The following is a 24,090-nucleotide window of genomic DNA, read 5'->3' as shown; positions in this document are numbered from 1 at the left end:
AGGCACCGAGAACCCTGGTGGCGGGTGGATTTGCCGCGCGCAGGTCACGGTCCGGTATCGACGGCGCCGCCCGAAGCGCGCGCTGCGCCTGCCCGGAGCCGCCCCGCCGCCCGTGCCGCGGGCTACCCTCGCCCTCGTGGACCGACCTCGTGGCACGACGCCGACTCCCTCTGCCGAGCACGGCGCGACCCCGCCCGGACCGGCCGTGCACGTGGTGGTGGCGCCCGTCTTCGGCACGAACTGCACGGTGGTGAGCGCCCCGGGCGGCGACTGCGTGGTGGTCGACGCGGGGGCCGGGGTCGCGGACGCCGTCGTCGCGCACGTCCGCTCCGCCGGCCTCGTGCCCCGCGCCGTCCTCGCGACGCACGGCCACGTCGACCACACGTGGGACGCCGCGGCGCTCGCCGACCGCTTCGGGGTTCCCGTCGTGCTGCACGCGGCCGACGCGTACCGGCTCGCGGACCCGTTCGGGAGCCTGGAGCACGGCGGGCCCGCCGCGAGCCGGCCGGGCGCCGTCGTGTCCGGCCCGCTCGGCGCGGCGCTCGCGGCGGCCGGCGCCGGGCCGCAGGACTACCGCGAGCCGAGCCGCGTCGAGACGTTCGACGTGCCTGCGGGCGGCGAGCAGGAGCTGCGCTGGGGCGGCGTCGCGCTGCGCGCGGTGGGCGCGCCCGGGCACACCGAGGGCTCCACGCTCTACCTCGTGGGCGAGCCGGGAGCGGGTCTCGTGCTCAGCGGCGACGTCCTCTTCGCGGGCTCCGTCGGCCGCACCGACCTGCCGGGCGGGGACGGCGCGACGATGGCCCGGACCCTGCGCGACGTCGTCGCGCACCTGGACCCGGCCTGGGACGTGCTCCCGGGGCACGGCCCGGCGACGACGGTCGCACGCGAGCTGGTGACGAACCCCTTCCTCGCCCGCTGAGCGCAGGACCGGGGGCCGGACGATGCGGTCGCCGGTCCCGGCGTCTGGGAAGATCTGACCCATGGCCAGGCCCACACCTCTCTCCGGTTTCCCCGAATGGCTCCCCGACGGTCGGATCGTCGAGCAGCACGTCCTCGACACCCTGCGCCGGGTGTTCGAGCTGCACGGGTTCGCCGGGATCGAGACACGCGCGGTCGAGCCGCTCGACCAGCTCCTGCGCAAGGGGGAGACGTCGAAGGAGGTCTACGTCCTGCGCAGGCTCCAGGAGGAGCCGCAGGACGACGCCGCGGCCGGGTCGGCCGCGAAGGGTGACAAGCAGCTCGGCCTGCACTTCGACCTCACCGTCCCGTTCGCGCGCTACGTGCTCGAGAACGCCGGGCACCTCGCGTTCCCCTTCAAGCGCTACCAGATCCAGAAGGTGTGGCGCGGCGAGCGCCCCCAGGACGGGCGCTTCCGCGAGTTCACCCAGGCCGACGTCGACGTCGTCGGCGCGGGCGAGCTGCCCTACCACTACGAGGTCGAGCTGCCGCTCGTCATGGCCGAGGCCCTGGGCGCGCTGCGCGACATCGGGGTGCCCGAGGTCCGCGTCCTGGTGAACAACCGCCGGGTCGCCGAGGGGTTCTACCGCGGGCTCGGCATCGACGCGGTCGACGACGTCCTGCGCCAGATCGACAAGCTCGACAAGGTCGGCCCCGAGAAGGTCGCCGCGCTGCTCGAGTCCGAGGCGGGCACGACGCCCGAGCAGGCGCAGGCGTGCCTCGCGCTCGCGGGCATCAGCGGGAGCGACGCCGGCGTGGTCGACCGGGTGCGGGCGCTCGCGGCCGAGCACGGCGTGGAGAACGAGCTGCTGGAGACCGGGCTCGGCGAGCTCGGCGCGCTGATCGAGGCCGCGAGCGCGCGCGCCCCGGGCGTCGTCGTCGCCGACCTCAAGATCGCGCGCGGCCTCGACTACTACACCGGGTCCGTGTACGAGACCGTGCTCGTGGGCCACGAGCAGCTCGGCTCGATCTGCTCGGGCGGCCGCTACGACACCCTCGCGTCCGACGGCGCGAACACCTACCCCGGCGTCGGCCTGTCGATCGGCGTGTCCCGGCTCGTGTCGCGCCTGCTCTCCGCCGGCCTCGTGCGCGCGACGCGCGCGGTGCCGAGCGCCGTCGTCGTGGCCGTCACGAGCGAGGAGACGCGCGATGCCTCCGACGCGGTCGCGCACGCGCTGCGCGCCCGCGGGGTGCCGGTCGAGGTCGCGCCCGCCGCCGCGAAGTTCGGCAAGCAGATCCGCTACGCCGACCGGCGCGGCATCCCGTTCGTCTGGTTCCCCGGGCGCGTCGAGCACGACGGCACGCGCTCGCCCGACCAGGTGAAGGACATCCGCTCGGGGGAGCAGGTCGACGCCGACGCCGCGACGTGGGAGCCGCCCGCCGAGGACCGCTTCCCGCGCGTCGTGCCCGTGGAGGGCTGACCCGCCGCACCGGGGAGGGGAGGGCGACGTGACGCGACCGGTCGAGCTCGCGCTGCCCTTCCAGGGGACGTGGCTCGTGCGCAACAGCCCGGCGCGCCGCGTGCCGAGCCACGGCACCGACCTCTTCGCGACGACGTACGCGATCGACTTCGTCGCCGTCCGAGGGCGGCGCACCGCCGCCATGCGCGACTGGCGCACCGTGCTGGGCACCGAGCCGCCCGAACGGTTCGTCGCGTTCGGGCGGCCCGTGCTCGCCCCGGCGGCGGGCACCGTCGTCACGGTGCACGACGGCGAGCCCGACCACGAGGCCCGCCGGTCGCCCACCGCGCTGCTCGGCTACGCGCTCACGCAGGCGGCGCGGGCGCGCGGCGGTGCCGCGGCGCTCGCGGGCAACCACGTGGTGCTCGCCCTCGACCCGCCCGGCTCGTACGTCGTCCTCGCGCACCTGCGCGCCGGGTCCGTGGCCGTCGAGCCGGGCCGACGCGTCGCTGCGGGTGACGAGCTGGGCCGGTGCGGGAGCTCGGGGAACTCGACGCAGCCGCACGTGCACGTGCAGGCCATGGACGCGCCGGACGCGCTCGTCGCCCGCGGGCTGCCGCTCGTCTTCCGGGCCTTCCGCGAGCGGTCCCGCGACGGCTCGTCGCGCGTCGTGGACCTCGGCGTCCCGGCGGAGGGTGCGGTCGTCGAGCCCGCGTGACCGCGGTCCGGCAGGCCTCACGCCGTGAGCGCGCCCAGCCCCGTGACCCACCCCCCGCGGATTCCGACGACGACCACCGCCGCGGCGACGGCCAGCACGGCGACCGCGGCGACGACGTCGGGCACGCCGAGCGGGACGGGCCGCGCGGTGGTGCGCGGACCCGACCCCAAGCCCCGCGACTCGAGCGCCACGGTCAGGCGCTCGGACCGGCGCACGGCGCCGACGAGGAGGGCGAACGCCGCGGTGCCGAGCGCGCGGGGGGACCGGGGGAGCGTGCCGGGGCGCCGCCGCGGGTCGCGCACGGCCTGCGCGCAGCGGATCGTGTGCCAGGCGTCGGGCAGCTCGACGAGCAGCCGGTGGGCCGCGAGCACCGCGTACGTCCACGTCAGGGGCAGCCGCCCGTGCTGGTGGAGGCTCGTCATGAGGCGCACCGGGTCGGTCGTCACCGCGACCGTGAGCGAGAGTGCGCCGACGAGCAGCGTGCGCACGGCGAGCCCGGCGCCGATCGTCAGGCCGTCGGAGCCGACGGTGACCGGGCCCAGGTCGACCGGGTCGCCGCCGGGCCGGGTGGCGACGTTGACGACCAGCAGGCTGGTCGCGAACACCAGGAAGGGCACGTGCGCCAGGGCGAACGTGCGCACCGGGACGCGTCCCGCGACCAGCAGCGCCGCGACCGTGAGCACCCACCCGATCGCGGGGGTGTACGGGTCGGTGACGAGCAGCGCACCCGTCGACACGACGAGGACGGTCGCCAGCTTGACCGTCGGGTTCCAGCGCCCGAGGGGCGTGCTGTGCGGCGCGCTCACGGGGCGACCTCCGCGAGGGCTGCGGGCGCGGTCACTGCGGGTTCGGCCGCGACGGCGGTGCCCGAGGCGGCGTCGAGCGCCCGGACGAGCGCGCCCGGGTCCACGCCGTGGCGGCGGCCCGTGCGGGCCCACCACGCGAGCAGGGGAGGACGGCGCAGGCGGGCGCGCCGGCACAGCGCGTCGTCGGCCAGCACGGTGGCGGGCGGCCCGAGCGCCACGAGCCGGCCGCCGACGACGACGGCGACACGGTCGGCGAGGGCCGCGACGAGCGCGAGGTCGTGCGTGACGACGACCACCGCGCCGCCCGCGTCGGCGCGCTCGCGCAGCGCGTGGGCGACGGCGTCCGCCTGGGAGCGGTCGAGCCCCGACGTGGGCTCGTCGGCGAGGAGGACGGGTGGGTCGAGCACCGTCGCCGTCGCGAGGGACAGTCGCCGCTGCTCGCCGCCGGAGAGCCGGTACGGGTTCGCGTCGGCGAGGTGCGTGAGGGCGAACGCGTCGAGGGTGCGCGCGACGCGTCCGTCGACGTCGTCGAGCCGCGCGAGCCGGGCCGACCAGGCGACCTCGTCGAGGACCGTGCGCGCGAGGAGTTGGTGCTCCGGGTCCTGGAACACCATCGCGACGGGCGAGCCGGGCGCCGTCGTGACCTCGCCCGTGGTCCGTTCGAGTCCCGCCAGCCCGCGCAGGAGGGTCGACTTGCCGCCGCCGTTCGGCCCCACCACCGCGAGCACCTCGCCCGCGCGCACGTCGAGGTCGACGTCGCGCACCACCGGCGTCTCGTCCCGCCCGCGCCCTCGGCGGCCTGCCGCGGCGCGGTGCACCGCGAGGCGACGGGCACGCAAGGCGACCGGGCCGGGCGCCGCCGGGCCGGCGTCCGCGTCACGGGGGTCCGCGTCACGGGGGTCGACGGTGCGGGGGTCGACGGTGCGGGGGGCGGTGCGCGCGAGGTCGACGAGCCAGGCGTCGGTCGCGGGCGCGCCGAGCGTGCCCGGGGCCCCTGCCTGCCGGAGCCGGACGTCGAGCGGCAGCCAGCACCCGAGCGCGGCGAGCGTGGCGGCGTGCGCGCGCAGGACGGCGGTCGTGGGGCCGTGCGCGACGACGCGGCCGGTGTCGTCGAGCACGAGCGTCGCGTCGGGGAGCGTCCCGACGTCGTCGAGGCGGTGCTCGACGAGCACGACCGACCGGCCGGGGGTGTCGGGCGCGTCCCGTCCGGGCGCCCGGACGAGCCCGCCCACGAGCGTCCCGACCTCGTGCGCCGCGGCCGGGTCGAGGAACGCCGTCGGCTCGTCGAGGACCACGAGCTCGGGGTCGGCGACGAGCGCCGCCGCGAGGGCGACGCGCTGCGCCTCGCCCCCCGACAGCGCGTGGGTCGGCCGGTCGTGCAGGTGGTCCGCACCGACGGCGGCGAGCGCGGTGGCGGCGCGGGCGTCCATCGTGCGCGGGTCCGCGGCCCGGTTCTCGAGCGCGAACCGCAGCTCGTCGTCGACGCGGGCGAGGCAGAGCTGGTCGCCCGGCCGCTGCTGGACGAGGCCGACACGCGCGGCGAGCGCCGCCGGGGTCGTGTCGCGCGGGTCGACGCCCGTCACGCGGAGGTCCCCCGCGACGGAGCCCGGCAGCGTGTGGGGCACGACGCCGACGAGCGCGCGCAGCAGCGTGGACTTCCCGCAGCCCGAGGGGCCGAGCACGAGCAGCCCGGTGCCCGCGGGGACGGTGAGGGTGAGGTCGTCGAGCACGCGCGTGCCGTCGTGGCCCACGGTGACGGTCAGGCCGGCGGCGGCGACGGCGTCGGGCAGGTCGCCGGGCACGGCGTCCGGCGTGACGTCCGGTGCGGCGGTCGGTGCCTCAGCCACGGCGGTCAGCCCCGATCGCGAAGGCGTCGAGCGCGCCGGTGCGGGCGAGGGCGTCGCCGAGGAGGCGCGCCGCGATCCCGCACAGCACGACGCACGAGACGACCTGCACGCCGAGCCGGAGCATCGCGTAGTCCTGCCCGAGCCAGCCGAAGCGGACCGCGTTGAACGCGTACGTGACGAGCGCCGCGCTGACGCCCGACGCGACGAAGACCCACCAGCCGTAGCGGCGGTACCGGGTGAGGGCGAAGGGGATCTCGGCACCCACGCCCTGGACGAGCCCCACGAGGACGAGCAGCGGGCCGGCGGGCGACGCGAGGAAGACCACCTCGACGAGCGCCGCGAGCGTCTCGGTGAGGATGCCGACGCCCGGCTTGCGCACGATGTACGTCGCGAGCGGGCCGACGACGATCCACGCGCCCGCGAGCACGTTGGCGGCGAGGTCCGCGAGCGGGCCCATGGCGAGCTGGAGCGGGGCCCAGAGCTGCACGAACGCCCAGTAGACGAACCCGAACACGACCCCCAGCACGGCGACGAGGACCGTCTCGTGGAGGGTGAGGCCGCGGCGTCGGGCACGGCTCGGGGGAGCGGCGACGGCGCGGTCCCGGGGGGCGGGCGCGGGGCGCGCCTCGTCGGGCCGGCCGTCGGACGTGGCGGTGGGCGGGGTCGCCCGGGGCGGCGTGGTGCGGGGCTCGGTCATGCGGTTCCCTCCGTCGGGCCCCCGGGGCGAGGGGTGCACGACGGCGCGCCACCGCTGCCCCCGCGCGGACGGCACGCGCGGGGCGCGGGCACGAGCGCGCAGGGGACGGTGACGTCCGCCCTGCTCCCTTCGCTGGTACGAACCAGATCAGGTTCCACGGGTCTGCAGGAGGACGGGTGTCCGGCCTGCACTCTCAGCGCTCGTGCGCTCCCCGGGGGCGTTCGGCCCGACCCTAGGGCCTGGACGCCCGCCGGACAATCCCGGCGTCTCACCCACCGGGACGCCCGGCCGCCGTGAGAAGGTGACGGCGACGAGGCGCCCGCGCGGACCGGGGACGGGCTCCGACCACGAGGAACGAGGCAGCCCGCATGAACCGAGACAACGACCCCGCCGCGGTCGCCGAGCTGGACCGCCTCGACGAGGCCGTGCGGAGCGCGCCCGCGGGCGACACGTCGGCCCAGATCGCGCTGTGGCGGCAGACGGTGCGCCTCGGCACGTGGTTCTTCATCGCGCGGGGGTCCGAGGACCAGCCTCGTCCGTACGCCGTCGCTGCGGACCAGGGGCCCATGATCTGCCTCTACAGCAGCGCCGCGCGCGCGGACGAGGCGGCCCGGGCGCTCGGTCTGGCGGACGACGAGACAGGCTCCGTGCCGCTGCTCGGGGTACCCGTGCCGGCGGCGATCGACTACGTCGCGTCCTTCGGCGCGGCCGGGGTCGTCGGTGTCGCGCTGGACCACCCGCGCATCGGCCACCACATCCCCCTCGGGAACCTGGCGCTGCTCAAGGCGTGGTCCGCCGACGGCTGACCCGTTCTTGACAGCGCGTTCGAACGTTTGTTCGAATGGCGCGATGCGGTGGGACGGACAGGTGCTCGGCGCGGACGACGGCGCGCTCCCCGGGCTGGAGCGGGTCGGCCTCGTCCGCAGCGTGCGCACGCCCGAGTTCGCGGGCATCACGTTCCACGAGGTCACGGCCAAGAGCGCGCTGTCCAAGGTGCCGGCGATGTCGCGCATGCCGTTCCGGTGGACCGTCAACCCGTACCGCGGGTGCAGCCACGCGTGCTCCTACTGCCTCGCGCCCGCCACCCCGGTGCTGCTGGCCGACGGCACGCAACGGCCGATCGGCGAGCTGCGTGTCGGCGACGAGATCGTCGGCACCGCCCCGCACGGCGCGTACCGGCGCTACGTGCGCACCCGGGTGCTCGACCGCTGGACCACCCGCAAGCGCGCCTACCGCGTGACCCTCGCCGACGGCACGCGCCTCGTCGCGAGCGGCGACCACCGGTTCCTCACCGAGCGCGGGTGGCGCCACGTCGTCGGCGGTGCCGGGCACCGTGCCCGCCTGGCGCTCGGCGACGTGCTCGTCGGGCCGGGCGCTGCAGCGCTCGCGGACGGGCGGCCCGTCCTCGACGGCCAGGACGTCACCGGCGGCGAGGCGCTGCGGGTCGACTCCCTGGAAGCACTCGACGGGCCGGGGGAGACGACGGAGCTGGTCGACATCACGACCGGCACGCGCGACTTCGTCGCCGCGGGGGTCGTGAGCCACAACTGCTTCGCCCGCCCCACGCACCAGTACCTCGACCTCGACGCGGGGGAGGACTTCGACCGGGAGGTCGTGGTCAAGGTCAACGTCGACGACGTGCTGCGGGCCGAGCTCGCCCGCCCGTCCTGGGCGCGCGAGGCCGTCGCGCTCGGCACCAACACCGACCCGTACCAGCGCGCCGAGGGTCGCTACCGCCTCATGCCCGGCATCATCGACGCGCTCGCCGGGTCGGGCACGCCACTGTCCGTGCTGACCAAGGGCACGCTCCTGCGCCGCGACCTGCCCCTGCTCGTCGACGCGGCCTCACGCGTCGAGGTCGGGATCGGCGTGTCCCTCGCGCTCCTGGACCCCGAGCTCCAGGCGAGCGTGGAGCCGGGCACGCCCTCGCCGCGTGCGCGGCTCGAGCTCGTCCGCACGGTCCGGGAGGCCGGTCTGCCGTGCGGCGTCATGGTCGCTCCCGTGCTGCCGTGGCTCACCGACTCGACCCGCGCGCTCACCGAGCTGCTCGACGCCGTCAAGGACGCGGGCGCGACCGGCGTCACGGTGCTGCCGCTGCACCTCAAGCCCGGCACTCGCGAGTGGTACATGGGCTGGCTCGCGCGCGAGCACCCGCGGCTCGTCCCCGGGTACGAGCGCGTGTACGGCCGCGGCACGTACGCCTCGACGGCGTACCGGTCCTGGCTGTGGGACCGGGTGCGGCCGATGCTCGAGGCGCGCGGGTTCGCCGTCGCGGGGCACCGCGGCCCCGCGGGCGTCGAGGGGCGGTTCCGCCGCGGCGAGCCCGGCGACCGGCGACGCCGGTCAGGACCGCCGACGGACGGCGCCTACCCGGCCGGCAGCCTCGCCGTCGACCCGGCGCCGCAGGACGCGCGCCACGGCCACGGCGGGGCGCTCGCGGGCATGCCGGTGGACGGCGGCGGGCTCGACGTCGTCGGCGGGGGAGTGGAGCAGGTCCTGTTCTGACCTGTCTCAGGCGTCGGCGAGGCGCGCCGGGAAGCCACCCGTCGCCACCGGTCCCCAGCGCGTGATCGTCAGCCGCACGAGCGACTTGCCCTGGGTGACCATCGCGGCGCGGTACTCGTCCCAGTCCGGGTGCTCGCCGCCGACGGCGCGGTAGTAGTCGACGAGCGGCTCGACCGACTCGGGCAGGTCGATCACCTCCGCATCGCCGTCGACCTGCACCCACGGGTCGGAGAACCGCTCGCCCAGGGACAGCAGCGACGCGCGCGGGTCGCGGCGCACGTTGACCGCCTTGGCACGTTCCGGATACGTCGACACGACGACCCGACCCGCGTCGTCGACGCCGTACGTGACCGGGCTGAGCTGGGGGCGGCCGTCGGCGCGGGTGGTGACGAGGACGCCGTCGTGCCGGGAGCGCAGGAACTCCTCGAGCTCGTCGCGCTCGACGCGCCGGTTCGTCGCGATGGTGCGTGCCACGGGTCACCCTCCTTCGTGCGGGCGGCGGGCCGGACGGCCCTGCCGCGGCCGGTCGGCCCGTGCGCGCCCGCAGGCGCCGCGCCGGTCCCGGCGGTGCCGCCACGGGACGTCGCGGCGGCACCGCCACGGTATCCGGTCGCCCCCGCCGGTCGAGAGCGGACCGTCGGCCGCCTCCGGTCGGAGGTATCCGGTCGAGCCGCCCGCCCGCCCGCACTAGACTTCAGCGGACGCGCCCCCGCTCCGGGAGCGCGACCCCCCCACCGCCCACCTGGAAGGAACCCTCCGTGCTGCGCACCCGAACGGCCGGCTCACTGCGGGCCGAGCACACCGGTCAGACCGTCACCCTCACGGGCTGGGTCGACCGTCGGCGCGATCACGGCGGCGTCGCCTTCATCGACCTGCGCGACGCCTCCGGCATCGCCCAGGTCGTCATCCGCGACGAGGCCGTCGCGCACCCGCTGCGCAACGAGTTCGTCCTCCAGGTCACGGGCGAGGTCTCGCGCCGCCCCGACGGGAACGAGAACCCGTCCCTGCCCACGGGCGAGATCGAGGTCGTCGCGACCGACGTCGTCGTGCTCAACACCTCCGAGGCCCTGCCGTTCCAGGTCTCGACGGCGCTCGCGGACACCGAGACGATCGGCGAGGAGGCGCGCCTCAAGCACCGCTACCTCGACCTGCGCCGGCCCGCCCCCGCGCACGCCCTGCGCCTGCGCGCCAAGGCGAACCAGGCCGCACGCCGCGTGCTCGACGCCGAGGAGTTCGTCGAGATCGAGACGCCGACGCTCACCCGCTCGACGCCCGAGGGCGCGCGCGACTTCCTCGTGCCCGCGCGCCTCGCGCCCGGGTCCTGGTACGCGCTGCCGCAGTCGCCCCAGCTTTTCAAGCAGCTCCTCATGGTCGCGGGCATGGAGCGCTACTACCAGATCGCGCGCTGCTACCGCGACGAGGACTTCCGTGCGGACCGCCAGCCGGAGTTCACGCAGCTCGACGTCGAGATGAGCTTCGTCGAGCAGGACGACGTCATCGCGCTCGCCGAGAAGATCCTCGTCGCGCTGTGGGAGCTCATCGGGTACACGATCCCGACGCCCATCCCGCGCATGACCTTCCACGACGCCATGCGGCTGTACGGGTCCGACAAGCCCGACCTCCGGTTCGGCAACCCCCTCGTCGAGCTCACGGACTACTTCCAGGACACCCCGTTCCGCGTGTTCCAGGCCGAGTACGTCGGCGCCGTCGTCATGGCCGGCGGGGCCTCGCAGCCGCGCCGCCAGTTCGACGCGTGGCAGGAGTGGGCCAAGCAGCGCGGCGCTCGCGGCCTCGCGTACGTGACGTTCGGCGAGGACGGCACGCTCGGCGGCCCCGTCGCGAAGAACCTGTCCGACGCCGAGCGTGAGGGCCTGCGCGAGGCGACCGGCGCGCAGCCGGGGGACGCCGTGTTCTTCGCCGCGGGCAAGACGTCGGACTCGCGCGCCCTGCTCGGCGCCGCGCGCCAGGAGATCGCGAAGCGGACGGGTCAGATCGACGACGACGCGTGGGCGTTCGTCTGGATCGTCGACGCGCCGCTGTTCAAGCCGACCGGTGAGGACGACGACGTCGACCTGGGCCACTCCGCCTGGACCGCCGTGCACCACGCGTTCACGTCGCCCACGCCGGACTGGGTCGACACGTTCGAGCAGAACCCGGGCGAGGCGCTCGCCTACGCCTACGACATCGTGTGCAACGGCAACGAGATCGGCGGCGGGTCCATCCGTATCCACCGTCGCGACGTGCAGGAGCGCGTCTTCGACGTCATGGGGATCGGGCCCGAGGAGGCGCAGGAGAAGTTCGGCTTCCTGCTCGACGCCTTCAAGTTCGGTGCGCCCCCGCACGGCGGCATCGCGTTCGGCTGGGACCGCATCGTCGCGCTGCTGACGAAGTCGGACTCCATCCGCGACGTCATCGCGTTCCCCAAGTCGGGCGGCGGGTACGACCCGCTGACGCAGGCACCCGCCCCGATCACGCCCGAGCAGCGCAAGGAGGCGGGCGTCGACGCGAAGCCCGCCGCCCCGTCGCGCGACGGCGGCACCGAGGGCGGCGCGGACGGCGACACGGCCGGCGAGAGCGGGCGCACGGACGCCTGACCCCAGCACGCTCGACGCCGAGGGCGCGCCACCCCGCCGGGTGGCGCGCCCTCCGCGCGTCCGGAAGCCGTTGATCCCGCTGCCGCGACCTCAGGATCTTGAGCAGATCCTGAGGTTTCGCTGCGCCGACGCGGCGGGTCCCTCGCGCCAGGGCGCGCAGGATCGGTCCCGTCGGACACCACGAGAACGAGGCACTCATGACCGCCCTGCTCACCGACCGCGACGCGGTCGACGTCGTCGAGCCTGCGCCCCACGGCGCCCGGCTCGACCGTGATCGGTGCACGCCCGACGAGACCCGGGGCATCCCGGGCCGCCACCACGGCCCCCGCACGTGAGGGAGGACCTGCGCCAGGCGTGGACGGCGCTCACGGACGACCTGGACGGCGACGTGCAGGCGGTCCGGCGCTTCTTCGTCGCGTACCGGGACCTCGTCGTCCCGCGGGTCGACGCGGCGGCGGTCGCGCTCGCCCGGGGCGACGACGAGGAGGCGCGCAGCACGCTGCTCACGGTGCGGTCGACGTCGCTCATGGTCGGGGCCGCGGAGGTCGGCGACGCCGCCTCCGCGGTGCTCGACCGGCACCGCGCCGGGCACCGCACGACCGCGGACGAGGCGCGCGCGCTCGCGACGCTGCGGGCCGCCGCGCGCAGCGCGTGCGACGAGGTGGCGCTGCTGCTCGGCGACCCGCCGCCCGCCGTCGGTCAGCCCGTGGGGTCGAACCGGTAGCCGACGCCGCGCACGGTGCGGATCCACCGGGGCGACGACGGACCGTCGCCGAGCTTGCGGCGCAGGTTCGCGATGTGCACCTCCACGCTGCGCCGGTCCGCGTCCGTGACGTACGTGCCGGCGTCGTACTCCTCGCCCCACAGGACGCGGACGAGCTCGTTGCGGCTGACGACGCGACCCGCCGCCTCGACGAGCGCTCCCAGGAGGTCGTACTCGCTGCGCGTGAGGTGGACGGCCTCGCCGTCGACCGTGGCGGTGCGGCGCGGGACGTCCAGCAGGAGCCCGTCCGACCCCACGAGGGTCGGCTCGTGGTCCGTCGGGGCGGGCCGTGCGGCGTCGGCGCCGTCCGACGGCAGGCCGCGTCGCGGGCGCCGCAGGAGGGCCTCGATCCGTGCGCGCAGCTCGCGCGGGCGGAACGGCTTCGTCTGGTAGTCGTCGGCACCGGCGTCCAGGCCCATGAGGGTGTCGATCTCGTCGGTGCGCGCGGTGAGCATCACGATGTAGGTGTCGGAGATCTGACGGATGCGCCGGCACACCTCGAACCCGTCGATGTCGGGCAGGCTCACGTCGAGGGTCGTCACGACCGGGTCGGTCCGCCGGACGAGCTCCACGCCCTCGACGCCGGTCGCGGCCGCCTCCGTGATGAAGCCTGCCTGACCGAGCACCGTCCGCAGGAGATCACGGATCTCCGCGTCGTCCTCGACGATGACTGCGGTGCGCGTGTTGTCCGCCATCCGTCTCCCCCCGTGCGACTGAGTCTGCCGCCTACCGTAGCCGCCCGCGGGAGTGCCCGCGCACGAACCGTCCCCGCCGGTCGGGGCGTCTCAGTGGGTGATCGCGAGCCGGCGGTGCACCCGGCGCAGCGGCCCGGGTGCCCACCAGTTGTACCGCCCGAGCAGCGTCATCGTCGCGGGGACCAGCAGGAGGCGCACGATCGTCGCGTCGATGAGGACGGCGACGGCGAGCGCGAACCCGACCTCCTTGATGACGAGCAGGTCGCCGAAGACGAAGCCCGCGAACACGACGACGATGATCGCCGCCGCCGACGTGATGATCCGCCCGGAGCGCTGCAGGCCGAGGCGGACCGCCTCGTCGTTGGAGAGCCCGGCGTCGTACAGCTCCTTGATGCGCGCGAGCAGGAACACCTCGTAGTCCATGGCGAGGCCGAACGCGAACGCGACGACCAGCGCGACGACGTACGTCTCGATCCCGCCCACGGACGAGAAGTTCAGCAGCCCTTCGAGGTGGCCGTCCTGGAAGACCCACACGAGGACCCCGAGCGAGGCGGCGAGCGACAGCGCGTTCGTCAGGAGCGCCTTCACCGGCACCACGACCGAGCCGGTCATGAGGAACAGCAGCACGAGCGTCGCGCCGACGACGATCCCCACGGCCCACCACACGCGCTCGCCGAGCGCCTCGAGGAAGTCGACCTGCCCCGCCGCCTGACCGGTGACCCACACGTCGAAGCCCGGGTCCGTCGCACGGACCTCCCGCACGACCGACACGGCCTCCGGCCCGCCGGCGTCGTCCGCGTCGACGTGCACGCCCACGACGGCGTACGACCCCAGCGGCGCCGCCGGGTCGACGCTCTCGACCCCGTCGAGCGCCGCCACGTCGTCGGCCCACGCCTGGGCGTCCTCGACGCTCGCGTCCACGACGGCGACGACCTGGGCACCCGCGCTCGACGGGTACTGCGCGGCGAGCTCGTCCACGAACTCGCGCTGGGGAGAGCCCTGGGGGAGCAGCTCGATCCCGGAGTTCCGCAGCTGCAGCCCGAGCACCGGCAGCGCGAGGACCACGAGGAGCGCCGCGGTGGTGAGCAGCACCCACAGAGGGTGCCGCTGGACGCGCCCCGCGAGACGGGAGAACGCGCCCTCGTCCGACTGCACGTCCGCGGTCCGGGCGAGCACGCGGCGCAGGCCCGGGACCCGGCCGAGCAGCCCCGGGCGGGCGAGGCGACGGCCCGAGTACGCGAGCAGCGCCGGGACGAGGGTGAGCGCCGTCGCGACGGCCACGAGCACGACGCCGAGCCCGGCCGCGCCGACCGCGCGCAGGATGTCGGGACGGAACACCATGAGCCCCGCGATGGAGATCGCGACCGTCAGCGCCGAGAACGCGACCGTGCGACCCGCGGTCTCCATGGTGCGCACCAGTGCTGCGTGCACCACGCCGTCGCCGCGCCGCCGGCGCAGCGACGGGTCGTCGCCCGCCTCGATCAGCCGGTGCAGCTCCTCCCGGAACCGCGACACCACGAGCAGCCCGTAGTCGATGGACAGGCCCAGGCCGAGCAGGGTGACGACGTTGACGATGGAGGCGTCGACGTCGAGCACGTACGTCAGGCCCAGCAGCACCCCGAGACCCGCACCGATCGACGCGACGGCCCCGGCCATCGGCATCGCCGCGGCGAGGAAGCCGCCGAAGACGAGCACCATGATGAGCAGCGCCACGGGGAGGGCGACGGCCTCACCCGTCGTGAGGTCCTCCTTCACCTGGCTCGTGATCGCCTCGACGATAAGCCCGTTCGACCCCACGAGGCCCGTCGCGTCGCCCGCCGCCTCCGGGGCGGCGTCCGCGAGCACGCCCGGCACGGCCTCGAGCTGCTCCACGACGCGGTCCGCGACCGCGTCGGTGCGCTCGGCGTCGAGGTCGGTGCGCAGCGTCACGACCGAGAGGAAGCCGCGCCCGTCCTGCGCGACGAGCGACTGCGCCGCGGGGTCCTCCACGCCGCCCGGGATCACGTACGGGTCGATGACCGTGTCCACGCCCTCGATGGCGACGAGGTCGGCGTCGACCCCCGTCATCGCCTCCACGACCTGGGGGTCCGCCGGGTCGACGCCGGACACCAGGAGCGTGATCTCCGTCCCGCCCTCGTCGTTCTCCGCGAGGACCTGCGACGCCCGCTCGCTGTCCGAGCCCGGGATCGTCGGCGCGCCCGTCGTCACACGGTCGAACACGCTCTCCCCGTGGACGCCGAACAGCGCCAGCGCGAAGCCGAGCGCTGTCAGCAGGACCCACACGACGACGGTGAGACGCGGGTGGCGGGCGACACGACGACCGAGGCTCGAGAACACGAGCGCCAGCATCCCACCCGCCCGCGCCGCGTGTCAGATCCCCCACGCCCCGGGGACAGACGTTCACCCGACCTCCTCGACCCGGCACCGCCGCGTGGGCGGCGGTGCGTAGGCTCGAGCCATGTCCACCGGTGATCTCTTCGGCGGCGACCTCTTCGGTGCCGCCACGTCCGGCGCGCAGGGCACGCCGCGACCCGGACCGGGGGCCCCGCTCGCCGTGCGCATGCGCCCCGCCACCCTCGACGAGGTCGCGGGCCAGTCCCACCTCCTCGTGCCCGGCTCGCCCCTGCGGCGGCTCATCCGGTCCGGCAGCGAGAGCGACGCGTCCGGCGGCCGCGCCGCGCCCGGCTCCGTCATCCTCTGGGGCCCGCCCGGCACCGGGAAGACGACGCTCGCCTACCTCATCGCGACCGCCTCCGGCCGCCGCTTCGTCGAGCTCTCCGCCGTGACCGCGGGCGTCAAGGACGTGCGCACCGTCGTCGAGGACGCCCGGCGCCGCCTCGCCACCGGCGGCGAGGAGACCGTCCTCTTCATCGACGAGGTGCACCGCTTCTCCAAGTCCCAGCAGGACGCGCTCCTGCCCAGCGTCGAGAACCGCTGGGTCACGCTCGTCGCGGCGACCACGGAGAACCCGAGCTTCTCCGTGAACTCGCCCCTGCTCTCCCGCTCGCTCCTGCTCACGCTCCAGCCCCTCGGGGACGACGACGTCCGCGCCCTCGTGCGGCGCGCCGTCGCCGACGAGCGAGGGTTGGGCGGCCTCGTCGCGCTCACCGACGAGGCCGAGGACCACCTCGTACGCCTCGCTGGCGGCGACGCGCGCAAGGCGCTCACCGTGCTCGAGGCCGCCGCCGGCGCCGCGCTGTCCGACGCCCCGGTGCCCGTGCCCGCGACGGCCGTCCCGGCCGACGACGACGCCGCGCTCCCGGAGGGTGCGGGGAGCGGCACGCCCGACGCCGGCCCCCCGCCGGTGCCCGTCGACCTCGACGCGGTCGAGCGCGCCGTCGACGTCGCCGCCGTGCGGTACGACCGCGACGGCGACCAGCACTACGACGTCGTGTCCGCGTTCATCAAGTCGATGCGGGGCTCCGACGTCGACGCCTCGCTGCACTACCTCGCCCGCATGATCGCGGCGGGGGAGGACCCGCGCTTCATCGCCCGCCGCATCGTCATCGCCGCCGCGGAGGACGTCGGCATGGCCGACCCCTCGGCACTACAGACCGCCGTCGCCGCCGCCCAGGCCGTCCAGCTCATCGGCATGCCCGAGGGACGCATCGTCCTCGCCGAGGCCGTCGTGCACCTCGCGACCGCCCCCAAGTCGAACGCCGCCTACCTCGGGATCGACGCGGCGCTCGCGGACGTGCGGGCCGGGAGGGCGGGCTCCGTCCCGCCGCACCTGCGCGACGCGCACTACCCTGGTGCCAAGCAGCTGGGGCACGGCGCGGGCTACCGGTACGCGCACGACGCGCCGCACGGTGTCGCGGCGCAGCAGTACCTGCCGGACTCCCTCGTCGGATCGCGGTACTACACGCCCACGGACCGCGGGTACGAGCGGCAGGTCACGGAGCGCCTCGGGCGCATCCGCGACATCCTCGACCAGGACGGCCCCGCGCGCTGACGGGGGCGGGGACCACGGCGCCCCACGTGCGGTAGACTTCTCAGGTTGCCTTCGCGGCGACCACCTGGGACCTCGGCCCCGACCCCTCGCTCCTCCTCGCGGTGGAGCGCGCGGTCCATCGGCTGGTCCCGCACCCGGACCCGGTTCTCGGGACCAGGTGTGACGTCAGAACCCGAACGACAGGAATGAGATACCGCTGTGACGTCTGTCAAGCGCTCGCGCCGCCAGGTCCGCCTGAGCCGCGCCCTGGGCATCGCCCTCACCCCGAAGGCCGTCAAGCACTTCGAGAAGCGCCCGTACCCCCCGGGTGAGCACGGCCGCGCCCGCCGCCGCACCGAGTCGGACTACGCGGTCCGTCTCCGCGAGAAGCAGCGTCTGCGCGCCCAGTACATGCTCCGCGAGAAGCAGCTCGCGCGTGCGTACGAGGACGCCCGCAAGGACAAGGGCTTGACCGGTGAGGCGCTCGTCGAGAACCTCGAGATGCGTCTCGACGCCCTCGTGCTCCGCGCCGGCTTCGCCCGCACCATCCTGCAGGCGCGCCAGGCGGTCACGCACCGCCACATCCTCGTCGACGGCAAGATCGTGGACCGCCCGTCGTTCCGCGTGAAGCCCGGCCAGACCCTCCAGGTCAAGCCGAAGAGCCAGGCGACGACGCCGTTCCAGGTCGCGGCCGCGGGCGCGCACCGCGACGTGCTGCCGGCCGTCCCGGGCTACCTGGACGTCCAGCTCGAGAAGCTCAGCGCGGTGCTCACGCGTCGCCCGAAGCGCGCCGAGGTCCCCGTGCAGTGCGAGGTCCAGCTCGTCGTCGAGTACTACGCTCGCTGATTTCTGCCCCGGACGCCTCGCTCACCGCTTCGTCGGCGAGCGGGGCGTTCGTGCGTCCGGGCCGGTGCCTCGGCCCGCCCCCGCAAGGGCGCCGTCGTGCCGCGCCCGACGACGGTCCCCGCCCTGGTGCGGGTAGTGTTTCGCGGAGCCGTGGGTACGTCCGCGAGGAGCCCGCGGCGACGACCGTCCCGCGCGCACGGCGCGCGGGTGCCGCGCCCGCGGCACCGTGACTGGCACTGGAGGAAGAATGTCCCTGGGAGATGTGGCCGGCCTCATCGCAGCCGTCGCGTTCGTGCTGCTCGTCGGCCTGCTCGCGGTGCCGCTCCTCAAGCTCGGCCGCGTGCTCGACGAGGCGCGCGCGAGCATCAAGGAGGTCACCGACCACTCGGTGCCGATCCTCGACGAGGCCGCGACGACCGTCGCCACGACGAACAGCCAGCTCGTCAAGGTCGACACCATCACCACGTCGGCCGCCCAGGTGAGCGAGAACGTCTCCGCGCTCACGGGCCTGTACGCCGCCACGTTCGGTGCGCCGCTGGTCAAGGTCGCCGCGTTCACGTACGGCGTGCGCCAGGCTGCCGCGCGCTCGTTCGGCGGCCGACGGTCGTCGGGCAGCTCCGCGAGCCGCGCCGAGGGGTCGCGCTGATGCGCCGGGTCTTCTGGATCGGCGTCGGGGTCGCGATCACGGTCGTGGTCGTCGTGCGCGGCAAGAAGGTCCTCGCGCGCTACGCGCCGGCGTCGCTCGTGGACCAGGCGACGGAGCAGGTGAACGGCCTCGGCGAGAAGGTCGTCGAGATCGCCCGCGACTTCCGCACGGAGTTCGCGCTCGCGCGCGACGCCCGCGAGCAGGAGCTCATGGCGGCGCTGCTCGCCGAGGGCCAGGAGGACCCGGACGCCGTCCGCGCGCGTCGCGCGGCCGGACGCCACGCGCGCCCCGCCGGCGCCGACCGGCACGCCTTCGACGACACGGACGACGTCGAGGACCTGCTCGGTTACTCCTTCTAGGACGCCGAGCCCGCGGCGCCCACCGCACCACCCCGCACGACCACCGACCTCTTTCCGAAGGACATCATGCGCACCGCCGAGATCCGCAAGCGCTGGCTCGACTACTTCGCCGACCGCGACCACACCGTCGTGCCGTCGGCGTCGCTCGTCTCCCCGGACCCGTCCACGCTGTTCACCATCGCGGGCATGGTCCCGTTCATCCCGTACATGACGGGGGAGCAGACCCCGCCGTGGGACCGCGCGACGAGCGTCCAGAAGTGCGTGCGCACCCTCGACATCGACGAGGTCGGCAAGACGACGCGTCACGGCACGTTCTTCCAGATGAACGGCAACTTCTCGTTCGGGGACTACTTCAAGGAAGGCGCGATCACCTACGCCTGGGACCTCGTCACGGGCGCGCGCGAGGAGGGGAAGTACGGCTTCGACCCCGAGAGCGTGTGGGTCACCGTCTACCACGACGACGACGAGGCGCGGCAGCTCTGGAAGCGCATCGCCGGCCTGCCGGACGAGCGCATCCAGGCCCGCGGCAAGAAGGACAACTACTGGTCCACGGGCCAGCCCGGCCCCGCGGGCCCGTGCTCGGAGATCTACATCGACCGCGGTCCGGAGTTCGGCCAGGAGGGTGGCCCCGTCGTCGACGAGGACCGCTACCTGGAGATCTGGAACCTCGTCTTCATGCAGTACGCGATCGACGACGTGAAGTCCAAGGAGGAGTTCCGGATCGTCTCGGAGCTCGCGCGCAAGAACATCGACACGGGCATGGGCCTGGAGCGCGTCGCCTACCTGCTCCAGGGCAAGGACAACCTCTACGAGATCGACGAGGTGTTCCCCGTCATCACCGCGGCCGAGGCGCTCTCGGGCAAGCGCTACGGCGCGAACCACGAGGACGACGTCCGCATGCGCGTCGTGGCCGACCACGTCCGCTCGGCGCTCATGATCATGAGCGACGGCGTGCGCCCGTCCAACGAGGGCCGCGGCTACGTGCTGCGCCGTCTGCTGCGCCGCTCGGTGCGCGCGATGCGCCTGCTCGGCGTCGAGGACCGCGCCATGCCCGCGCTGCTCCCGGTGAGCCGCGACGCGATGGCGCCGTCGTACCCGGAGGTCGCGACGGACTTCGCGCGCATCTCCGACGTCGCCTACACCGAGGAGGACGCGTTCCGTCGCACGCTCACGGCCGGCACGACGATCCTCGACACCGCCGTGTCGCGGGCGAAGGCCGCGGCCGGCTCGGGCGGGACGCCGCTGCTCGGCGGCGACCAGGCGTTCGCGCTGCACGACACCTACGGCTTCCCGATCGACCTCACGCTTGAGATGGCCGCCGAGCAGGGCGTCCAGGTCGACGAGAAGGCGTTCCGCGCGCTCATGACCGAGCAGCGCCAGCGGGCGCGCGCCGACGCGCTCGCGAAGCGCTCCGGCGGCGTCGACACGGCCGCGTACGAGTCGCTCGCGTCCGAGCTCGCGGCGCCCGTGGAGTTCCTCGGGTACACCGAGTCGTCCGCGGCGGTGCGCGTCGCCGGCCTGCTGGTCGACGGCGTCCCCGCCCCGGCCGCGACGGCCCCGGCGGACGTCGAGGTCGTGCTCGACCGCACCCCGTTCTACGCGGAGGCCGGTGGCCAGCTCGCCGACCACGGCACGATCGTGCTCGACGGCGGCGCGACCATCGAGGTCGACGACGTGCAGCGCCCCATCAAGGGCCTGTCGGTGCACCGCGGCCGCCTGGTCGAGGGCACCGCGGCGCTCGGCGACCCCGGAACCGCGACGATCGACCGCGACCGCCGCAAGGCGATCAGCCGCGCCCACTCGGCGACGCACATGATCCACAAGGCGCTCCAGGAGTCGCTCGGCAAGGACGCGACGCAGGCCGGGTCGGAGAACGCGCCCAGCCGCATCCGCTTCGACTTCCGCCGCTCGTCCGCCGTGCCCTCGGGCGCGCTCTCGGAGATCGAGGAGCGGGTCAACACCCAGCTCCAGGAGAACCTCGAGGTCACCGACCAGCTCATGCCGATCACCGAGGCGCGCGCCCTGGGGGCGATGGCGCTGTTCGGCGAGAAGTACGGCGACACCGTGCGTGTCGTCTCCATCGGCGGCGACTGGTCGCGCGAGCTCTGCGCGGGCACGCACGTGCAGCGCACGGGCCAGCTCGGCCTCGTCACGCTGCTTGGCGAGTCGTCGATCGGCTCGGGCGTGCGGCGCGTCGACGCGCTCGTCGGGGACGGCGCGTACGGCTTCCAGGCGAAGGAGCACGCGCTCGTGGGCCAGCTCACGGGCCTGCTCAACGTGCGGACCGAGGAGCTGCCCGACCGCGTGAGCACGCTCGTGTCGCGCCTGCGCGACGCCGAGAAGGAGCTCGCCCAGCTCCGGCAGGCGCAGCTCCTCGCGGCGGCCGGCACGCTCGCCACCGGGGCGGAGCTCGTGGGCGGCACGCGCGTCGTCGTGCACGACGCCGGCGAGGTCGCGTCCGCGGACGACCTGCGCGCGCTCGCGCTCGACGTGCGCGGCCGGCTCGGCGAGGCGGAGCCTGCGGTCGTGGCCGTCGGCGGCGTCGCCAAGGGCCGCCCGCAGGTCGTCGTCGTGACGAACGCCTCCGCGCGCGCGGCCGGGCTGCGCGCCGGCGTGCTCGCCAAGGCCGCGGCCCAGACGCTCGGCGGCGGTGGCGGCGGCAAGGACGACATGGCCCAGGGCGGCGGCACGGACGTGTCCGCGCTGCCCGCCGCCCTCCGGGGCGTGCGCGACGGCGCCGCGGCCGGCGCGTGACCGGCCTGCCCGTGCAGCCCGCCGACGACGGGCGCGCCCCCCTCCCGCGGGGGGCGCGCCTCGGCGTCGACGTGGGCAGCGTCCGCGTCGGCCTGGCTGCGAGCGACCCCGACGGGCTCGTCGCGACCCCCGTCGAGACCCTCGCGCGCGACACCCGCGGCGGCGCGGCGGTCCCCGCCGACGTCGCCCGCATCGCGGCCGAGGTCGACGAGCGCAACGCCCAGGTCGTGTACGTGGGCCTGCCGCGGCACCTCTCGGGCGGGGAGGGCGCCGCCGCCCAGGGCGCGCGGGCGTACGCTGGTGCGGTGGCTCGCGTCGTCGCACCGGTGCCGGTGCACCTCGTCGACGAGCGGATGACGACCGTCAGCGCCCACCAGGCGCTGCACGCGTCGGGACGCGCCGGGCGCAAGCACCGGAGCGTCGTCGACCAGGCCGCCGCCGTTATCATTCTGCAATCCGCTCTCGAGGCCGAGCGGGGCGCGGGGGTGCGCGCCGGAGAACCTGTAGACCCGACAGGAGACCACCGACCGTGACCGACCTGTTCGAACGGCCCGCAGTCCAGGGCGAGCAGCAGCCCGCGCGCTCCTCGCGCGCCGAGCAGCGCGCGCGCCGGGCCGCGAAGAAGCGACGCCAGCGCCGGCGCCGCCGGGCCCTCGTGGTCCTGCTCGTCTCGCTCCTCGTGGTGGGCGGAGCGGGCTACCTCCTGCTCAACAACGCCTCCGACCTCTTCGGGTTCGCGAACCCGCTCGAGGCGAAGGACTTCGACGGCCCGGGGACCGAGCCCGTCGACGTCGTGATCGAGCCCGGGTCCACGGGCCGCGACATGGGGGCCGTGCTCACCGAGGCGGGCGTCGTCGCGAGCTCCGCGGCGTTCGCCAGCGCGTTCGAGGAGAACCCGAACGCCGGCAAGATCCAGCCGGGCACGCACACGCTGCTCCTCGGGATGTCCGCGAAGGACGCCGTCGCGCGTCTCGTGGCGAACGACTCGCGCGTCGAGACGAAGATCACGATCCCCGAGGGCTACACCGTCAAGCAGATCCTCGAGCGGTCGTCCTCCGTCACGGGAATCTCCGTCGCGGAGTTCGAGGCGGCCATGGCCGACACCGCCGCCACGGGGCTGCCCGCCGAGGCGAACGGCAACTACGAGGGCTGGCTCTACCCGACGACGTACGTCCTCGAGCCGGGCGACGTCACCGCCACGGGGATCATCCAGGGCATGGTGAGCCAGACCACGAGCGAGCTCGCCGAGCTCGGCGTCGCGCCCGAGCGCTTCCAAGAGGTGCTCACGATGGCGTCGATCGTCGAGTGGGAGGGCAAGAACGCGGAGCAGCGGCAGAAGGTCGCTCGAGTGATCTACAACCGCATCGAGGACGGCATGCCGCTCGGCATGGACGCGATCGACGTCTACGGGCTGGGCAAGCCGGCCGGCCAGATCACGACCGAGGAGTTCCAGAATCCCGACCTCCCGTACGCGTCGCGCGTCCACAAGGGGCTGCCCCCGACCCCGATCGGGAGCCCGAGCCGGGAGAGCGTCGAGGCCGTCCTCAACGCGCCGGAGGGTCCGTGGCTCTGGTACGTCACCGTGAACCTGGACACCGGAGAGACGAAGTTCACCGACAAGTACGCGGAGTTCGAGCAGTTCAAGCAGGAGTACCGGCAGTGGTTGGAGGAGAACGAGGGGTGAGCGCGACGCGCCCGCCGCGACGGGCGGCCGTCCTCGGTCACCCCGTCGCGCACTCGCTGTCCCCGGTGCTGCACCGTGCCGCGTACGACGCGCTCGGGCTGGACGGGTGGTCGTACGAGGCGATCGACACGACCGAGGAGCAGCTCCCGGCCTTCGTCAACGGCCTCGACGCCTCGTGGGCGGGTCTGAGCCTCACCATGCCGCTCAAGCACGCCGTGATCCCGCTGCTGGACCACGTCGACCCGCTCGCGAACGTCGTCGGGGCGGTCAACACGCTCGTGGTGCAGCCCACGGGCGGGACGCGACCGACGTTCGTCGGGACGAACACCGACGTGCACGGCCTCGTGGCGGCGCTGCGCGAAGGACTGGGGGAGCGGGAGGTGCGCTCCGCCGTCGTGCTGGGCGCCGGGGCGACCGCCGCCTCGACGCTCGCCGCGCTCGCGCAGCTGGGCTGCGCGGCGCCGACCGTCCTCGTGCGCTCGCTCGGGCGCACGGGCAGTCTCCAGCGCGCCGCGCACCGGATGGGCGTCGAGCCGCGGTTCGAGGTGCTGGACCCGGCGTCGCCCGCGCTCCTCGACCGCCTCGCCGGCACGGACGCCGTCGTTGCGACCCTGCCGTCGCGTGCCGCCGACCCGGTGGCGGACGCGCTGTCCCGGGCCGGGGCGACGCCCGGCGGGGTCCTCCTCGACGTCGTCTACGACCCCCGGCCCACCGCGCTGTCCGTCGCCTGGACCGCGGGCGGCGGCACCGTCGTCGGCGGCGAGCGCATGCTCCTGCACCAGGCGGCCGAGCAGGTGCGGCTCATGACGGGCAGGACGGCGCCGCTGGCGACGATGGACCGCGCGCTCGGCTCCGCGCTCGGCGCCCCGGTCTGAGCCCGCCGGGGCG

General features: G+C 75.0%; 22 protein-coding genes and 1 riboswitch. Of the genes, 16 read left to right on the top strand and 6 right to left on the bottom strand.

Annotation, left to right across the window (positions count from 1 at the left end; translation table 11 throughout):
* Window positions 1-136 precede the first annotated feature (136 nt).
* From B8281_RS13560 to B8281_RS13550, 3 genes are all read left to right on the top strand, one after another.
* A complete protein-coding gene (locus B8281_RS13560) occupies window positions 137-919 on the top strand; it encodes an MBL fold metallo-hydrolase (protein ID WP_338074497.1) in 783 nt (260 codons plus the stop codon).
* Between the two features lie 61 nt (window positions 920-980).
* Complete coding sequence (gene hisS, locus B8281_RS13555; protein WP_085387996.1) at window positions 981-2,378, top strand: histidine--tRNA ligase; 1,398 nt, start codon at window positions 981-983, stop codon at window positions 2,376-2,378.
* A gap of 28 nt (window positions 2,379-2,406) precedes the next feature.
* A complete protein-coding gene (locus B8281_RS13550; protein ID WP_085387995.1) occupies window positions 2,407-3,075 on the top strand; it encodes a M23 family metallopeptidase in 669 nt (222 codons plus the stop codon).
* A gap of 17 nt (window positions 3,076-3,092) precedes the next feature.
* Here B8281_RS13550 and B8281_RS13545 read toward each other — a convergent pair whose 3' ends face one another.
* The 3 genes from B8281_RS13545 to B8281_RS13535 are packed head-to-tail and all read right to left on the bottom strand — an operon-like array spanning window position 3,093 to window position 6,425.
* A complete protein-coding gene (locus B8281_RS13545; protein WP_198163072.1) occupies window positions 3,093-3,881 on the bottom strand; it encodes an energy-coupling factor transporter transmembrane protein EcfT in 789 nt (262 codons plus the stop codon).
* Window positions 3,878-5,728 (bottom strand): ABC transporter ATP-binding protein, encoded by a 1,851-nt coding sequence (locus tag B8281_RS13540; protein ID WP_085387994.1) that lies wholly within the window; start codon window positions 5,726-5,728, stop codon window positions 3,878-3,880. Before B8281_RS13540 ends, B8281_RS13545 begins: the two co-directional genes overlap by 4 nt.
* Complete coding sequence (locus B8281_RS13535; protein ID WP_085387993.1) at window positions 5,721-6,425, bottom strand: ECF transporter S component; 705 nt, start codon at window positions 6,423-6,425, stop codon at window positions 5,721-5,723. The genes B8281_RS13540 and B8281_RS13535 overlap by 8 nt, the downstream gene beginning before the upstream one ends.
* A gap of 105 nt (window positions 6,426-6,530) precedes the next feature.
* A riboswitch (TPP riboswitch) is annotated at window positions 6,531-6,649 on the bottom strand.
* Window positions 6,650-6,793: 144 nt separating this feature from the next.
* On the opposite strand from B8281_RS13535, the gene B8281_RS13530 reads away from it, so the two are divergent.
* Entirely contained in the window at window positions 6,794-7,231 is a 438-nt protein-coding gene (locus tag B8281_RS13530) for a hypothetical protein (protein ID WP_085387992.1), read from the top strand.
* A gap of 43 nt (window positions 7,232-7,274) precedes the next feature.
* On the top strand, window positions 7,275-8,930 hold the full coding sequence (locus tag B8281_RS13525; protein WP_085387991.1) for an Rv2578c family radical SAM protein: 1,656 nt from the start codon (window positions 7,275-7,277) through the stop codon (window positions 8,928-8,930).
* Between the two features lie 6 nt (window positions 8,931-8,936).
* Here the strand turns inward: B8281_RS13525 and B8281_RS13520 are convergent, their stop codons facing one another.
* Window positions 8,937-9,404: a PPOX class F420-dependent oxidoreductase gene (locus tag B8281_RS13520; protein WP_085387990.1), complete on the bottom strand. Its 468-nt coding sequence runs from the start codon at window positions 9,402-9,404 to the stop codon at window positions 8,937-8,939.
* 284 nt (window positions 9,405-9,688) lie between these two features.
* Between B8281_RS13520 and aspS the strand changes: the two genes are divergently transcribed.
* The 3 genes from aspS to B8281_RS13510 all read left to right on the top strand — a co-directional run bounded on the left by aspS (window position 9,689) and on the right by B8281_RS13510 (window position 12,248).
* A complete protein-coding gene (gene aspS, locus B8281_RS13515) occupies window positions 9,689-11,524 on the top strand; it encodes an aspartate--tRNA ligase (protein WP_085387989.1) in 1,836 nt (611 codons plus the stop codon).
* Between the two features lie 197 nt (window positions 11,525-11,721).
* The gene (locus B8281_RS19310) at window positions 11,722-11,859 is read left to right on the top strand and encodes a hypothetical protein (protein ID WP_157446635.1); all 138 of its coding nucleotides are present in this window, start codon (window positions 11,722-11,724) and stop codon (window positions 11,857-11,859) included.
* Window positions 11,856-12,248: a hypothetical protein gene (locus B8281_RS13510; protein ID WP_085387988.1), complete on the top strand. Its 393-nt coding sequence runs from the start codon at window positions 11,856-11,858 to the stop codon at window positions 12,246-12,248. Before B8281_RS19310 ends, B8281_RS13510 begins: the two co-directional genes overlap by 4 nt.
* On the opposite strand, the gene B8281_RS13505 is transcribed toward B8281_RS13510, so the two are convergent.
* Window positions 12,224-12,982: a response regulator transcription factor gene (locus tag B8281_RS13505; RefSeq protein ID WP_085387987.1), complete on the bottom strand. Its 759-nt coding sequence runs from the start codon at window positions 12,980-12,982 to the stop codon at window positions 12,224-12,226. The two genes, B8281_RS13510 and B8281_RS13505, sit on opposite strands and share 25 nt — an antisense overlap.
* A 90-nt stretch (window positions 12,983-13,072) precedes the next feature.
* A complete protein-coding gene (locus B8281_RS13500) occupies window positions 13,073-15,319 on the bottom strand; it encodes an MMPL family transporter (RefSeq protein ID WP_332306524.1) in 2,247 nt (748 codons plus the stop codon).
* 121 nt (window positions 15,320-15,440) lie between these two features.
* Here B8281_RS13500 and B8281_RS13495 point away from each other — a divergent pair, with 121 nt between their 5' ends.
* The 8 genes from B8281_RS13495 to B8281_RS13460 all read left to right on the top strand — a co-directional run bounded on the left by B8281_RS13495 (window position 15,441) and on the right by B8281_RS13460 (window position 24,077).
* A complete protein-coding gene (locus B8281_RS13495; protein WP_061267269.1) occupies window positions 15,441-16,934 on the top strand; it encodes a replication-associated recombination protein A in 1,494 nt (497 codons plus the stop codon).
* 198 nt (window positions 16,935-17,132) lie between these two features.
* Entirely contained in the window at window positions 17,133-17,759 is a 627-nt protein-coding gene (gene rpsD, locus B8281_RS13490) for a 30S ribosomal protein S4 (RefSeq protein ID WP_021483439.1), read from the top strand.
* Between the two features lie 247 nt (window positions 17,760-18,006).
* On the top strand, window positions 18,007-18,405 hold the full coding sequence (locus tag B8281_RS13485) for a DUF948 domain-containing protein (protein ID WP_034650677.1): 399 nt from the start codon (window positions 18,007-18,009) through the stop codon (window positions 18,403-18,405).
* Window positions 18,405-18,764 (top strand): hypothetical protein, encoded by a 360-nt coding sequence (locus B8281_RS13480; protein ID WP_043657021.1) that lies wholly within the window; start codon window positions 18,405-18,407, stop codon window positions 18,762-18,764. Before B8281_RS13485 ends, B8281_RS13480 begins: the two co-directional genes overlap by 1 nt.
* 66 nt (window positions 18,765-18,830) lie before the next feature.
* Window positions 18,831-21,518 carry an alanine--tRNA ligase gene (gene alaS / locus B8281_RS13475; protein WP_085387986.1) on the top strand — a complete coding sequence of 896 codons (2,688 nt, stop codon included), beginning with the start codon at window positions 18,831-18,833 and terminating at the stop codon, window positions 21,516-21,518.
* On the top strand, window positions 21,515-22,051 hold the full coding sequence (gene ruvX, locus B8281_RS13470; protein WP_232322572.1) for a Holliday junction resolvase RuvX: 537 nt from the start codon (window positions 21,515-21,517) through the stop codon (window positions 22,049-22,051). The genes alaS and ruvX overlap by 4 nt, the downstream gene beginning before the upstream one ends.
* Window positions 22,048-23,202, top strand: a complete 1,155-nt coding sequence (gene mltG / locus B8281_RS13465; protein WP_034654989.1) for an endolytic transglycosylase MltG — start codon at window positions 22,048-22,050, stop codon at window positions 23,200-23,202. The genes ruvX and mltG overlap by 4 nt, the downstream gene beginning before the upstream one ends.
* On the top strand, window positions 23,199-24,077 hold the full coding sequence (locus tag B8281_RS13460; protein ID WP_034654987.1) for a shikimate dehydrogenase: 879 nt from the start codon (window positions 23,199-23,201) through the stop codon (window positions 24,075-24,077). Before mltG ends, B8281_RS13460 begins: the two co-directional genes overlap by 4 nt.
* The last annotated feature ends 13 nt before the right edge of the window (window positions 24,078-24,090 follow it).

Origin of the sequence: Cellulosimicrobium sp. TH-20 (assembly GCF_002105775.1) — a bacterium.
GTDB lineage: Bacteria > Actinomycetota > Actinomycetes > Actinomycetales > Cellulomonadaceae > Cellulosimicrobium > Cellulosimicrobium funkei.
This window is presented reverse-complemented; position numbering and strand designations above follow the sequence as displayed.

What these genes read in the sequence shown, in the direction of transcription:
- hisS (WP_085387996.1), top strand. Translation starts at nt 981, where the DNA reads ATGGCCAGGCCCACACCTCTCTCCGGTTTCCCCGAATGGCTCCCCGAC.
- B8281_RS13535 (WP_085387993.1), bottom strand. Translation starts at nt 6,425, where the DNA reads ATGACCGAGCCCCGCACCACGCCGCCCCGGGCGACCCCGCCCACCGCC.
- B8281_RS13530 (WP_085387992.1), top strand. Translation starts at nt 6,794, where the DNA reads ATGAACCGAGACAACGACCCCGCCGCGGTCGCCGAGCTGGACCGCCTC.
- B8281_RS13525 (WP_085387991.1), top strand. Translation starts at nt 7,275, where the DNA reads ATGCGGTGGGACGGACAGGTGCTCGGCGCGGACGACGGCGCGCTCCCC.
- B8281_RS19310 (WP_157446635.1), top strand. Translation starts at nt 11,722, where the DNA reads ATGACCGCCCTGCTCACCGACCGCGACGCGGTCGACGTCGTCGAGCCT.
- B8281_RS13505 (WP_085387987.1), bottom strand. Translation starts at nt 12,982, where the DNA reads ATGGCGGACAACACGCGCACCGCAGTCATCGTCGAGGACGACGCGGAG.
- B8281_RS13495 (WP_061267269.1), top strand. Translation starts at nt 15,441, where the DNA reads ATGTCCACCGGTGATCTCTTCGGCGGCGACCTCTTCGGTGCCGCCACG.
- B8281_RS13485 (WP_034650677.1), top strand. Translation starts at nt 18,007, where the DNA reads ATGTCCCTGGGAGATGTGGCCGGCCTCATCGCAGCCGTCGCGTTCGTG.
- B8281_RS13480 (WP_043657021.1), top strand. Translation starts at nt 18,405, where the DNA reads ATGCGCCGGGTCTTCTGGATCGGCGTCGGGGTCGCGATCACGGTCGTG.
- alaS (WP_085387986.1), top strand. Translation starts at nt 18,831, where the DNA reads ATGCGCACCGCCGAGATCCGCAAGCGCTGGCTCGACTACTTCGCCGAC.